Origin of the sequence: Rhodanobacter glycinis (assembly GCF_900114325.1) — a bacterium.
Taxonomy (GTDB): Bacteria; Pseudomonadota; Gammaproteobacteria; order Xanthomonadales; family Rhodanobacteraceae; genus Rhodanobacter_A; species Rhodanobacter_A glycinis.
Window position 1 is genome coordinate 13603 of record NZ_FOSR01000015.1, and the last position, 13411, is coordinate 27013.

Annotated in this window: 11 protein-coding genes; 5 read left to right on the plus strand and 6 right to left on the minus strand. The window is 64.8% G+C overall.

Going from position 1 to position 13411, the window contains the following annotated elements; genetic code table 11:
- The first annotated feature begins 16 nt into the window (after positions 1-16).
- On the plus strand, positions 17-2491 hold the full coding sequence (locus BMY90_RS13990) for a hybrid sensor histidine kinase/response regulator (RefSeq protein WP_092704814.1): 2475 nt from the start codon (positions 17-19) through the stop codon (positions 2489-2491).
- Positions 2492-2653: 162 nt separating this feature from the next.
- Positions 2654-4222 (plus strand): phospholipase D family protein, encoded by a 1569-nt coding sequence (locus tag BMY90_RS13995; protein ID WP_092704895.1) that lies wholly within the window; start codon positions 2654-2656, stop codon positions 4220-4222.
- Between the two features lie 141 nt (positions 4223-4363).
- On the opposite strand, the gene BMY90_RS14000 is transcribed toward BMY90_RS13995, so the two are convergent.
- A complete protein-coding gene (locus BMY90_RS14000) occupies positions 4364-4783 on the minus strand; it encodes an Lrp/AsnC family transcriptional regulator (RefSeq protein ID WP_092704816.1) in 420 nt (139 codons plus the stop codon).
- Between the two features lie 137 nt (positions 4784-4920).
- On the opposite strand from BMY90_RS14000, the gene BMY90_RS14005 reads away from it, so the two are divergent.
- A complete protein-coding gene (locus BMY90_RS14005; RefSeq protein ID WP_092704817.1) occupies positions 4921-5976 on the plus strand; it encodes an ornithine cyclodeaminase in 1056 nt (351 codons plus the stop codon).
- Between the two features lie 233 nt (positions 5977-6209).
- On the plus strand, positions 6210-6830 hold the full coding sequence (locus BMY90_RS14010; protein ID WP_092704819.1) for a DedA family protein: 621 nt from the start codon (positions 6210-6212) through the stop codon (positions 6828-6830).
- 74 nt (positions 6831-6904) lie between these two features.
- Here the strand turns inward: BMY90_RS14010 and BMY90_RS14015 are convergent, their stop codons facing one another.
- A complete protein-coding gene (locus BMY90_RS14015) occupies positions 6905-8647 on the minus strand; it encodes an N-acyl-D-amino-acid deacylase family protein (protein ID WP_092704820.1) in 1743 nt (580 codons plus the stop codon).
- Positions 8648-8775: 128 nt separating this feature from the next.
- Here BMY90_RS14015 and BMY90_RS14020 point away from each other — a divergent pair, with 128 nt between their 5' ends.
- The gene (locus tag BMY90_RS14020) at positions 8776-9774 is read left to right on the plus strand and encodes an AraC family transcriptional regulator (protein ID WP_139201757.1); all 999 of its coding nucleotides are present in this window, start codon (positions 8776-8778) and stop codon (positions 9772-9774) included.
- A 104-nt stretch (positions 9775-9878) separates the two neighbouring features.
- Here the strand turns inward: BMY90_RS14020 and fabV are convergent, their stop codons facing one another.
- From fabV to BMY90_RS14040, 4 genes are all read right to left on the minus strand, one after another.
- Positions 9879-11078, minus strand: coding sequence for an enoyl-ACP reductase FabV (gene fabV, locus BMY90_RS14025; protein ID WP_092704897.1), 1200 nt, complete (start codon positions 11076-11078; stop codon positions 9879-9881).
- A gap of 107 nt (positions 11079-11185) precedes the next feature.
- Positions 11186-11935, minus strand: coding sequence for a copper homeostasis protein CutC (locus BMY90_RS14030; protein WP_092704824.1), 750 nt, complete (start codon positions 11933-11935; stop codon positions 11186-11188).
- A 317-nt stretch (positions 11936-12252) separates the two neighbouring features.
- On the minus strand, positions 12253-12459 hold the full coding sequence (locus BMY90_RS14035; protein WP_008215655.1) for a cold-shock protein: 207 nt from the start codon (positions 12457-12459) through the stop codon (positions 12253-12255).
- Positions 12460-12622: 163 nt separating this feature from the next.
- Positions 12623-13384, minus strand: coding sequence for an S-methyl-5'-thioinosine phosphorylase (locus BMY90_RS14040; protein WP_092704825.1), 762 nt, complete (start codon positions 13382-13384; stop codon positions 12623-12625).
- Between the last annotated feature and the right edge of the window lie 27 nt (positions 13385-13411).

The following is a 13411-nucleotide window of genomic DNA, read 5'->3' on the forward strand; positions in this document are numbered from 1 at the left end:
AACGGGGGCCTGATTCATGGTGGATGTGTCGTTTCTCGCCGGCGGCGGCGAAATGGGGGCGTTGATACGCTCGCATGACTGGACCGTGCATCCACTGGGCAACCCGGATGGCTGGCCGCAGGCATTGCGCACCGCCATTCGACTGATTCTCAACTCGCGCCACCAGTTGTGCGTGTTCTGGGGCAAGGACGGCATCTGGTTCTACAACGATGCCTACCGACAGACGCTCACCGACGAGCGTCATCCCTCGTCGCTCGGCCTGCCCGCGCAACAGGTGTGGCCCGAAATATGGGACGAGATCGGACCGCAGATCGCGCAAGTCATGTCCGGTGGCAATGCCACCTGGCACGAGAACCAGCACCTCGTCATGCGTCGCGATGGTCGCGACGAAGACACCTACTGGACCTACAGCTACGGTCCGATCGATGACAGATCGGCACCCGGCGGTGTCGGCGGCGTACTGGTGGTGTGCACCGAAACCACCGAACAGGTGCTGGTTTCGATGCGGGCGATGGAAGAACGCCAGAGCATGGCCGAACTGTTCGAGCAGGCCCCGTCGTTCATGGCCATGCTGCGCGGACCCGAGCATGTGTTCGAACTGGCCAACCCCGGCTACATCCGCCTGGTCGGCGAGCGCGAGGTCCTGGGGCGAACCGTGGCCGATGCCCTGCCCGATGCCGCCGCACAGGGCTTTGTCGACCTGCTGGACGTGGTCTACGAAAGCGGCATGCCCTATACGGCCACGGCGACGCCTTTCGCCATGCAGCCGGCGCCCGATGCGCCAGTCCGCCAGTTCTACCTCGATTTCGTCTATCAGCCGATCAAGGACTCCCGGGGCGAAGTCATCGGGATCTTCGTCGAGGGAACCGATGCCACCGAACGCACCCGGGCCGAAAATGCCTTGCGCGCCAGCGAGGCCAGGCTGCGGGCGCTGAATGCCGACCTCGAGCTCCAGGTCGCGCATCGCATGCACGGCCGTGCACGTACGTGGCAGTTGAGCACCGACATCATGGGCGTGCTCAATGCGGAGGGCATCTTCGAGCTGTCCAACCCCGCCTGGCAGGCCATCTTGGGGTGGTCGGAAGAGACCATCGTCCGCACCTCGTTCTTCGACTTCCTGCATCCCGATGACCTGGCCCGCACCCGGGTGGCGTTCGCCCGGGCCATCGAACTGGGCGAGCCGGCGCTGCGCTTCGAGAATCGCTACCGCCACGCCGCCGGGGGCTACCGCTGGCTGTCATGGGTGGCCATCCCCGAGGATGACAAGATCTACTGCAGCGCGCGCGACATCACCGCCGAGAAGGAAGCCACCGAATCACTGGCGCGCGCCGAGGCTGCGCTGCGCCAGGCACAGAAGATGGAGGCGGTAGGCCAGCTCACCGGCGGTATCGCCCACGACTTCAACAACCTGCTCGGCGGCATCATGGGCGCGATGGAAGCGGCGCGCGCAAAGCTCGACCAGGGCAAGCCCGAAGAGGTACCGCGCTACCTGGAGCTCAGCGAGACCGCGCTGCGCCGCGCCGCGTCGCTGACTCAGCGCCTGCTCGCCTTTTCACGGCAACAGACGCTTGACCCCCGCCCGACCAACATCAACCGATTGGTCGCCGGCATGGAAGACCTGATCCGCCGCACCATCGGCCCATCGATCCATCTGAAAGTGATCCGCGCTACCGACCTGTGGTCGACCCTGGTCGACCCGCCACAACTGGAAAGCGCCCTGCTCAATCTGTGCATCAACGCACGCGACGCGATGCCCGAGGGCGGCCACCTGACCATCGAAACCGCCAACCACGTGCTGGGCGAACGCAGTGCCGCCACCTGCGAACTCGAGCCGGGCCCGTATGTCTCGCTGTGCGTCACCGACACCGGCACCGGCATGACGCCGGACGTGATCGCCCGCGCCTTCGATCCCTTTTTCACCACCAAGCCGATCGGCCAGGGCACCGGTCTCGGGCTGTCGATGATTTACGGCTTCGCCCGCCAATCTGGCGGCCAGGTGCGCATCCACTCCGAACCCGGCGCCGGCTCCACGTTCTGCATCTACCTGCCAAGCCACCAGGCAGGCGCGCCCGACAAACCGACCGTGCAGCCAGCCCGGCCACCGCAGCCCGTACGACAGAGCGAAACGATCCTGGTGGTCGAAGACGAACCGTCGATCCGCGAACTGGTCTGCGAAATCCTGGCCGACACCGGCTACACCGTGTTGCAGGCCGACGACGGCGATGCCGGCCTGGCCATCCTGCAATCCGATGTACCGATCGACCTGCTGGTCAGCGATGTCGGGCTGCCCGGTTCGATGAACGGCCGCGAGATGGCCGACCAGGCACGCATCACGCGCCCCGGCCTCAAGATCCTGTTCATGACCGGCTATGCCGAGCATTCCACGGTCGGCAGCGGCCAACTGGAATCGGACATGCACGTGCTGATCAAGCCGTTCTCGCTGGACACGCTGCGACAGCGGATTCGCGACATCCTGTTCGGACCGGGTTGACCCGGGCCGCGCGAAGCGAGGGCCCGACAGCGCGCCCAATCCATCTGAACCGTCCCCCATTACTGTCGCGTGAAATTCACGATCGGCTTTGCAGAGTACGCCGACGATAGCGGTCAGCCGTCGCAAGCTGACCCGAAAACGCGGCGCAAAGGGGACGTAGACATGCGGTATCTCATCACCATGACTGGACTGGCCTTGCTGACACTGGCACTGGCCGCTTGCTCGCCGCCGGCCCCGGTAGTCAAGCAACCATCGAAAGCCTTGCCGCCAACGCAGGGCACGCCGGCGGCGCGCTACGTGCATGCCGAAGCGGATCAGCACCAGGGCGAGTCCGGCTTTCGCCTGCTCATGCGCAGCACCAATGCACTGATGAGCCGCGTGTCGCTGGCCGACCATGCCAAGCATTCGCTGGACCTGCAGTACTACATCTTCGACAACGACGCGACCGGGCGGCTGATGGCGCAACGGCTGCTGGCCGCGGCGGATCGCGGCGTACGCGTGCGTCTGCTGGTAGACGACATCAACGCCAGCAAGTCGATTGACCTGTTCGACGCGCTGGACACCCATCCGAACATCGAAGTGCGCCTGTTCAACCCGTTTGCCACGAAGAAGCCGTCACTGCTGTCCAAGGCCGCCCAGTTCATGCTGGACATGCACCGGCTCAACCGCCGCATGCACAACAAGTCGTTCATTGCCGACGCGAACGTGGCCATCATCGGCGGCCGCAATATCGGCGACGCGTATTTCGATGCCGGCGAGAACACCAACTTCCGCGACCTCGACCTGATCGCGATCGGTCCGGTGGTGCAACAGGCCGAACATGCGTTCGACGAATACTGGAACTGCGCCGCGGCGTATCCGGTGAAGGCGTTCGCCGGCAAGCATGCCGACCACTACGATCTGGCGAAGCTGCGCGTGGAGCTGGCGCATGACGCGCGCAAGTTCGCGCAATCGGATTACGCGCAAGCGACGCTGAGCGAGCTGCCGAATGGCCCTTCCGCCGATCGCCCGGGCAAGTGGTTCTGGGGGCCGGCCACGCTGGTGGCCGACCAGCCGGCCAAGATCGAGGCCAGCTCGGACCAGCCCGAACTGCGCATAGGTCCGGACATCAAGGCGATGACCGACGCCACCCAACACGAGTTGCTGCTGATCTCGCCCTATTTCATCCCCGGCGATCGCGGCACGGCCTATCTCGACGCGCTCGCCCAACGCGGCGTGACCATCAAGGTACTGACCAATTCGCTTGCCTCCGACGACGAACCGATCGTCTATGCGGGCTATTCGCGCTATCGCCGACCGCTGCTGGAACACGGCGTGCAACTGTATGAACTGCAGCCGGCCACCGGTGCGCCGCAGCCCCCCACCGTCGGTGGTACCTCCTCCGGTGTCAGCCTGCATGCCAAGGCCATCGTGGTGGATCGGCAAAAAGTGTTCATCGGTTCGATGAACATGGACGCCCGGTCGAAGCTGCTCAATACCGAGATGGGCATCATCGTCGACAGCCCGGCGCTGGCCGAAGCCGTGACCACGTTCTTCGACACCGCCACGCAACCCCAATACGCCTACCACGTGACGCTGAAGGCCGATGGCTCCGCGCACGGCGGCACGATGCAATGGCAAGCCACCGAACACGGCAAGCCAGTGACCTACGACCATGATCCCGGCGTCACCACCACGCGCCGGGTGGAAGTGCAAATGCTCAAGCTGCTGCCGGTGGAAAGCCTGCTTTAGTAGCGGCCAGCCACGCGGCACGTGATGGCCATCAGGCAGGCATGCATGGCGTGCATGGCGAAACTGGGCTGTCGTTCGACGTGATGGTGGCGGCCGGATGGCATCCTTGCCGCCCCTGCTCTCGCCAGATTCCAGCTGCTATCAGCCGCGAAACGTCTTCAGATGCACGCTGGTTTCCGTGGCGGTGATGCCCGGAATGCCGCGAATGCGTTCGAGCACGCTGGACAGCTCGGTCAGCGATGCCACCTGCAAACCGGCGAGCAGGTCCCAGCGGCCGTTGGTGTCATGCAGTTCGGCCACGCCGGGTTCGCCCAGCAGGGCGCGAATCACCGCATGCTGGTTGCCTTCCACGGCGATGCAGGCCCATGCGTGGATGTCGTCCGGTGCGCTGTCCGGGCGCAGGCGCACGGTATAGCCGGTGATGACGCCATCGCGTTCGAGCCGGGCCAGCCGATTGCCGACCGTGCCCCGAGAGACCTGCAGGTGCTTGGCCAGGTCGGCCACCGAAGCACGGGCATCGTGGCGAAGCTTGGCGATCAATAGGTGGTCGAGATCATCCATCGGTCATTCCGTCAGTCACTCCTGTCATAAAGGCAGAAAACTGGTGATATGCGGTCAATTGTGCCATATCGCGCTGTCACTGCCATCCGGAGAATGGGGCGGGTACGGCTATCCCGCCGACCTGCCAGGAGATTTCCATGCCCCGGACCACCTTGCTCACCACCTCCGACATCGCCCGTATCGTCGCCACTCATGGCTTGCCGGCCGTGTTGTCGCGCATGGTGGAATACCTTGAGGCCGATTACCGCCGCTGGCAGGCCTTCGAGAAAACGCCGCGCCTGGCCTCGCATTCGCCGGTGGGCGTGATCGAGCTGATGCCGATTTGCGACGACCGCGAATACAGCTTCAAATACGTCAACGGCCACCCGGGCAATCCGGCCAAGGGCTTGTCGACCGTGGTCGCGTTCGGCGTGCTGGCCGACGTGCCGACCGGTTACCCGGCGGTGATCAGCGAACTGACCCTGACCACGGCGATCCGCACCGCCGGCACCTCGGTGATGGCAGCGCGCCTGCTGGCGCGTGCGGATTCAAAGGTGATGGCGTTGATCGGCAATGGCGCGCAGAGCGAATTCCAGGCCAACGCCTTCCATCACCTGATGGGCATCGAGGAAGTACGTCTGTTCGACGTCGACCTGGCCGCCACCGACAAGCTGGTCGCCAATCTGGCACTGTCGGCGCCGAAGCTGCGCGTGGTGCGTTGCACCGATGCGGCCGACGCCGTTCGCGGCGCGGACATCGTCACCACGGTCACCGCCGACAAGACCAATGCCACCATCATCACCGCCGACATGATCGCCCCGGGCGTGCATTTCAACGCGGTGGGCGGCGACTGCCCGGGCAAGACCGAGATGGCCGCCGGGGTACTGGAGCGTGCCCGCGTGTTCGTCGAATTCGAGCCGCAGAGCCGCATCGAGGGCGAGCTGCAGCAGATGCCGGCCGACTTCCGCGTGTGCGAACTGTGGCGCGTGCTGGCCGGTGAAATGGCCGGGCGCCGCGAGGCCTCGGAAGTGACCCTGTTCGACTCGGTCGGCTTTGCGCTGGAAGACTATGCCTCGCTGCGCATGATGCGCGACTACGCCCGCGAAATGGGCATGGGCCGCGACGCCGGCCTGATCCCGGACATGGCCGACCCGAAGAACCTGTTCGGTTACATGACCGACACGGCCGCCAAGCCTGGCAGCAAGGTCGCCTGAGTCACGGCATGGAACGGATGCAGGCCAAGCCTGCCTCCGTTCCGCCGACCGCCTGGCGCGCTGTTGCGCAGCCCGCAGCAAGACCGCCCTCGCCCGTGGCATATCGCGGAAACCGATGATGTCGTGGATGGCCACGCATGCGGCGTTCCCGTCGACACCATGGGCTCCGCGGGTCACTGGCACAGGTCGGCCTGCGCTAACATCGCGGCTTTCCCTCGAACTGCCGGAAGCCCATGGTCGCGAAACTGTTCAGCCTGCTCGCCGCGAGCATCATCGGCCTGATCACGCGCAGCGGTTATCTCGGCATCGCGCTGTTGATGGGAATCGAGAGCGCCTGCATTCCGTTGCCGTCGGAAGTGATCATGCCGTTCTCCGGCTACCTCGTTTTCAAGGGCACCCTAGTGTTGTGGATCGTAGCACTGGCCGGCGCTGTCGGCTGCGTGCTCGGCTCGCTGCTGGCCTATGCAGTCGGCGCGTGGGGTGGTCGAAAACTGGTGGAGCGCTACGGCAGGTATCTGCTGGTTTCGCGCAGGGACCTGGACCTGGCCGACCGCTGGTTTCGCGAACATGGCGGCATCATCATTTTCGTGGGACGGCTTTTGCCCGTGGTGCGCACCTTCATCTCCTTTCCCGCCGGTGTGGCACGCATGCCGATCTGGCGGTTCTGCCTCTACACCTTCCTGGGCTCGCTCATCTGGTGCGCGTTACTGGCCTGGATCGGCGAAAAGCTGGGGCAGCACTGGGACACCCTGGGCAACTGGTTCCACCGCTTCGATGCGGTGATCCTGGCCATGCTCCTGATCGCCTTCGGCTTGTATGTCTGGCGCCATGTGAAACATCTGCGCGAAGAGTGACGCGCGGCTCCGGAGCATGCCGGCGGGAAGAGGTCCTGCCCCGGATACCACGCAGAGAATGCCAGACTCCGTCCTTATGAGCGGCGGGCCAGGAAACGCCCCATGGCCTGCCTTCCGAGCAGCGGTGACGGCGTGTCGTTCTCGAACGCCAGCTGGCCCCGGATCAGCGTGCAGCGGATCACCCCGTCGTTGCGGTTGACCACGCGTTGCAGCCCGCCCATGGCTTCGAACGGGGCCTCGGCATAACGATCCAGCCGCGTGCGTTTCAACGCAACGGGATCCAGCAGCACGATATCGGCCTGGGCCCCGGGTGCGAGCTTGCCGGTATGCAGGTCGTACCAGTCGGCGATCTCGCCGGTCAGTCGCCACACCGCCTTCTCGGGCGTCATCACCGGGGCGTCCTGCACCGTCAGCTGCAGCAGCGCCAGGCCGAAGTTGTAGAACGCCATGTTGCGCAGGTGCGCGCCGGCATCAGAGAAGCCCATGATCGCGTAAGGCTGGTTGAGGTTGACCGCCACCCGTTTCGGATTGTGGTTGCCGATCAAGGTCGACCAACGCAGCCTGGGGCCGTGATCGATCACCAGGTCGAGGAAGGTGTCCACCTCGTGCTCGCCGCGTTCGTCGGCGATCTGCCGGATGGTCTTGCCCACCAGTGACTTGTCCGGGCAATCGATCACATGCGCGTCGCCGAAGTCGCGATGCCACACGCGTCCGCCCCACTTTTTTTTGTAATCCGCCTTGAATTTCGTGCGGTAGTCAGGGCTGGCAAACAACTTCTGGCGGTCGAATTCGCGCTTCAGATGCAGCGCCGCCTCGCCGGCGGGAAACTCCTCGAAGATCACGAAGTCGATGCCGTCGGCATACACCTGGAATGGCTGCGGCAACGCCTGCCAGCGGAACGAGGCACCCAGGCAGGCGTTGAAGAAACGCGTGACCGCGCCCATCACGATGTCGATCTTCGGCTTCGCCTTGACGTCCATCAGGGTGATCAGCGTGGTCTTCAGCCGCCGGCGCACGGCCAGGCTGGCCGAAGTGAACAGGTAGAACACCGCGTTGATCGGATTGTTTAGATTGGGCGCGGATTGCAGGATCGCGCCGCGCCGACGCAACAGCTTGTGCAGGCGCCGGTACTCGCTCCAGCGCGCATACACCGACGGCAAGGCGGAGGAACGGTAGCGGTCACCATCGACCTTGTCCCAGGGATTGGTCATGCCCGACATGCCAAGCAGACCGTGGTCGATGCCCTCGTTGAGGTGCTTCTCCATGAGCTGCAGTTCGGCCTCGGTCGGCACCTGCTTCGGGTCGACCGAGCGGCCCAGCCCCATCGCCGCCACGCGCAGGTCCGAGTGACCCATGTAGCTGGCGATGTTCGGCCCCAGCGGCAGGCTTTGCAGGTGTGCCACGTAACTGGCTGCGTCGTTCCAGGTCTTCTTTTCGCGTAGCGCCGGCAAGACGTACTCGCGCGGGATCGACTCCACGCGGGTGAAAATATCCGAGGCATCCTCGGCGTCGCTGTAGATCATGCTGATCGAGCAACTGCCGACGAAACAGGTGGTGACGCCGTGGCGCACCGATTCCTGCAGGCCCGGTTCCAGCAGCAGCTCGGCGTCGTAATGGGTGTGGATGTCGATGAAGCCCGGCGTGACCCACAGGCCATTGGCATCCATCACTTTCGTCGCATCCGCTTCGGCCAGCGGGGTTTCGCTGATGGCGACAATGTGGCCGTCGCGCACGCCGATGTCCGCGATGCGCGGTGGTGCGCCGGTGCCGTCGAACACGGTGCCGCGCCGGATCAGTACATCGTAGGGAGTTGGCATCGTTGGAACCCCTCGCGCCGTCAGCGCCGTGGCATGGCCTGTCACGATCCTGTCAGACGCCACGCACCTCGTCTTGACAATTTGCGCCACCACGCCAAGCTGCACGTTCACCCCCGCGGAGCCTGATCGTGGCCAAATCGATGCCCGGCCCAAGTGTTTCGCCCGCGTTCGTCCGCCTGCTGCACGACTACCTGCATGCGCTCGGGCTCGATGGCCAGGACGTGCTGGGCGAAGCCCGGCCCGACGAATCGCCCGAGCCGGCCGCCGGCATTCCCATGGCGCACTGGGTGACGCTGCTGCAACGCGCATCGCAGCGACTGGGCGATCCGCTGCTGGGTCTGCGCGTGGGCCAGACGATCCAGCCGCAACACCTCGGCACACTGGGATTCCTGTTGCAGTCGATGCCCACGCTGGGTGCCGCGCTGCAAAAGCTGCAGCGCTACCAGCGGCTGGTGTACGACCAGACGCCCATGCTGCAACTGGCCGAGGCCGAGTATGTGGATCTGGTCTGGGGCATCGATTACGGCCAACCCGGCCCGCTGGTCGACGAAACATCCATCACGGTGTTGATCTGCTACTGCCGCGCCATCGCCGCCGGCCCGGTGGTGCCGCAATGCGTGCAATTCGTCAATCCGGCACCACGCGACACTGCCGCGTATCGCGCGGCCTATGGCTGCCCGGTCGAATTCACCGCACCCGTGACCCGCGTGCGCTTCGACCTCGCGACCCTGGCCCAGCCCCTGCGTTCGGCGAACGCGGAACTGTCAGCCCTGATGGAACGGCAGGCCGAACAGTTGCTCGCGCGGTGGCCGGCACACGACGAACCCTTCGTCATGCAGGTCCGCACGGCCACCGGCGCACTGCTGCATGACGGCGAACCCACCCTGCCCCGCGTGGCCCAGCGGCTCGGCCTCACGCCCCGCACGGCGCAACGCCGCCTGCAACAATCCGGCACGCGCTTCCGTGCCGAACTGGAAACCGTGCGCCGCCAGATGGCCGAAATCTACCTGCGCGACCCGCGCCTTTCGGTAGCCGACATCGCCCAGTTGCTCGGCTACTCCGAGCACAGCGCATTGACGCGCAGTTACCGGCAATGGACCGGGCACGCGCCACGGGATGGACGATGAACGCGTGAGTGGGCAACACCATGCGCGGCACATCGCCGAGCCTCATCGCACATGTCCGCAGGCGATGAAGTCGTCATCCGACCCATCGCCTCATCGAACGACTTTCAAAGCTCCACGCAATCAAACCGCCGGTCCGATTCGACTTCCGCGTCGTAGTCCACATCCGCCCGATCGAAGCCGAACAACTTCAGGAACTCGTGCTTGTAGCCGGCGTAGTCGGTGATCTGACGCAGGTTTTCGGTGGTGACCGTGGGCCACAGGGTTTTGCAGGTGTTCTGCACTTCATCGCGCAGCTCCCAGTCGTCCAGGCGCAGGCGACCTTCGTCGTCGGTATCTGCGGGAGCGCCATCGGCCCGATACAGGCGGTCGTGGAACAGGCGGTTGGCCTGCTCGATCGGGTTTTCGTGGGTACCCAGTTCCTTCATGACCTTGAAGACGATGGACACGTACAGCGGGATCACCGGGATCGCGGCGCTGGCCTGGGTGACTACCGACTTCATTACGCCGACGTAGGCTTCAAGGCCGGGGTGGCGGCTGCGCAGTTGCTTCGCCGTGTTGTCCAGGTGCTGCTTGGCCTGGCCTAGGGTGCCGTGCCAGTACATCGGCCAGGTGATCTCGGTGCCGATGTAGCTGTAGGCGATGGTTTTGGCGTGGTCGGCGAGCACGCCGGCATCGCTCAACGCGTCGATCCACAGCGCCCAGTCTTCGCCGCCCATGACGGTGACGGTGTCCTTGATCTCCTGCTCGGTGGCCGGCTCGATGCTGGCCTCGATCACGGTGTCCTTGTTGGTGTCGACCGAGGTGTTGGTGAATTTTTCGCCAATGGTCTTCAGTGCCGAACGCACCACTTCGCCGCTGTCCGGCAGCTTGCGCACGGGTGAAGCCAGCGAGTAGACCACCAGGTCGATCGGGCCGCCCATTTCGTTCTTGATGATTTCGATGGCCTTGGCACGGGTCTCGTGGGCGAACGCGTCGCCGTTGATCGACTTGCTGTACAGGCCGGCCTCTTTGGCGGCCTTGTCGAACGCGGCGGCGTTGTACCAGCCGGCGGTACCGGTCTTCTCCGGGCTGCTGGGCTTTTCGAAAAACACGCCGAGCGTGGCCGCGCCGTAGCCGAAGGCCGCGGTAATCCGCGAGGCCAGGCCGTAGCCGGTGGACGCACCGATCACCAGCACGCGCTTGGGGCCCTGACCGGAATGGCCGGCGGCCTTGGTGATCGCAATCTGGTCGAGCACATTGCGCTCGCAGCCCTCGGGATGGGCCGTGACACAGATGAAGCCGCGCACTTTGGGTTTGATAATCACTTGGATCGCTCCGCTGGAGATTCGCAGTGCGCCATAGTAACCAAGGCGGCGGTCCATGCGCTGCGGTAGGGAGGCAAAACGCGGCGTTGTGGCAGGCCGTGCGACTTCTATCGCCCCGGTTCCCGGGCCAGCGTCTGTAGCGCCGTCACCAACGCACGCACCTGTTCCTCGTCGCTGCGCCATTCGCCCGTCTGCATGTCGGCCAGCCTCGGGACGTGATACCGCATGCCGGAGGGACGCTGCTGCCTGGCGGAAGCATGGAATTCACGGGCACCGGTGGCGGCAGCCAACCCGACGATGTTGTCCGCATGCACGCCGGCCCCCGGCATCACCGAAAGACGTCCGGCGGACTGGGTCATCAGCTCGCGGATCAGGCCGGCGCCTTCCATCGCGCTGGATTGCCCGCCGGAGGTGAGCACCCGCTCACAGCCGAGGGCCATAACATCTTCCAGCGCGCGATGCGAGTCGCGGGCGAGGTCGAAGGCGCGGTGGAAAGTGATGCCCATGCGTCCGGCTGCGCCGATCAGGGCACGACAACGCAGCATGTCCACCTGACCCTCGGCATCGAGCACGCCCAGCACCACGCCATCGCAGCCGAGCGCCGCGCAGGTTTCGATATCGCGCTGCATCACTTCGATGTCGCGATCGTTGTAGAGGAAGTCGCCGGCGCGCGGGCGAATCAGCACGTAGAGCGGAATGCGCAAGCGCTCGCGCACCAGCGCGATGGTGGCGTGCGATGGCGTGAGGCCGCCGAGTTCCAGCGCAGAACACAATTCCACGCGCCCGGCACCACCGTCCTGTGCCGCGCAGGCCGAAGCCACCGAGTTGGCAGCCACCTCGAGCAATGCATTACGCATGGGCCGCGGACGCCTTGCAATGAACGTCGCGTTGCATCATCAACGCCCGCGCCGACGCACCACGCAAAGCTGCCTCCGGCAGTGACCCGTCATACCTCATCTTTCGTCTCCCGCATGGCAAGTCGCCATCATGCACGCGGTTTTCTCGTCGGGCGAGCCTGCTTGCCCGGCGAGAACTCGCGTCCCGGAAAGATCGGCAATGATCTTCCGGAGTGGCCTATGGATAGTCCGAAATCCCATGAAGCAAAAAAGCCCCACGCCGTGGGCGCGGGGCTTTCGTACTGCATGTGGCCGACGCGAAGGACGGCCGGCAAAACTCAGGCGGCGATTTCGACGCCGGAAGCCTGGGCACCTTTCGGGCCCGGAGTGACTTCGAACTTCACGCGCTGGCCTTCCTGCAGGCTACGGAAGCCCTTGGAATTGATCGCGGAGAAGTGGACAAACACGTCCTCACCACCATCCTCGGGCGCGATGAAACCGAAACCCTTCGCATCGTTGAACCATTTGACCGTACCGAAACGCATTGCGGGAACCTCTGACTCATGGACAGGATGTGCCAAAGCCTTTGCGAGAACCAACTGAACCCCCCGGCCCCTCGCCGCCGACACAAGGAGAAGTATCAACATGTTTGCAGTCAAAGCGCAATATGTTGAACGGCTTGATGTGCGCGAGGCCCCGCTATCATGCTCAATTTTTGAGCAATGCCTCGATGATCGGCGGCACATTCGCGGTGGCCGCGGCCAGATGCGCAAAGATTTCCTCGATGCTGATTTCCGCTTCGTCACCGCAACCGGCAGCGAAATTCGCCACCAGCGCAAGGCACGCGTAAGCAAGTTCGAGTTCCCGCGCGAGTGCCGCCTCGGGCATGCCGGTCATGCCGACCAGATCGCAACCGTCGCGCTTCATCCGCGCAATCTCTGCGCGGGTTTCCAGCCGCGGCCCCTGAGTGGCGCCGTAGCAGCCGCCATTGATGACCGCCACGTTCGCCCTGCCCGCCGCCGCCAACACGTCGCGCCGCAACGACTCGGTATACGGCTCGCTGAAGTCGATGTGCTTGACCTCGGCGCCGTCGGCGTCGCAGAAACTGGTGTAGCGACCGTGGGTGTAATCGATGACCTGGTCGGGCACCACAATGACACGCGGCCCCATGTCGGCCCGGATGCCACCTACCGCGTTGACGCCGATGACCCGTTGCGCGCCAAGCTTGTGCAACGCCCACAGGTTTGCGCGGTAGTTGACCCGATGTGGCGGCAGGTTGTGGCTTTCGCCATGACGCGCCAGGAAGGCCACGCGCTTGCCGGCGAAATCGCCCACCACGATATCGCCCGAGGCGGCACCGTAAGGCGTGTCCACCGTGTGGCGCTCGGCATGCTGCAGGCCCGGAAAGTTGTACAGGCCGCTACCGCCGATGACGGCGAGGTCGATGGAGGTCGGCTTGGGCTGGGGCATCGTCGTGATCCGCTTGCGGGGTAATCG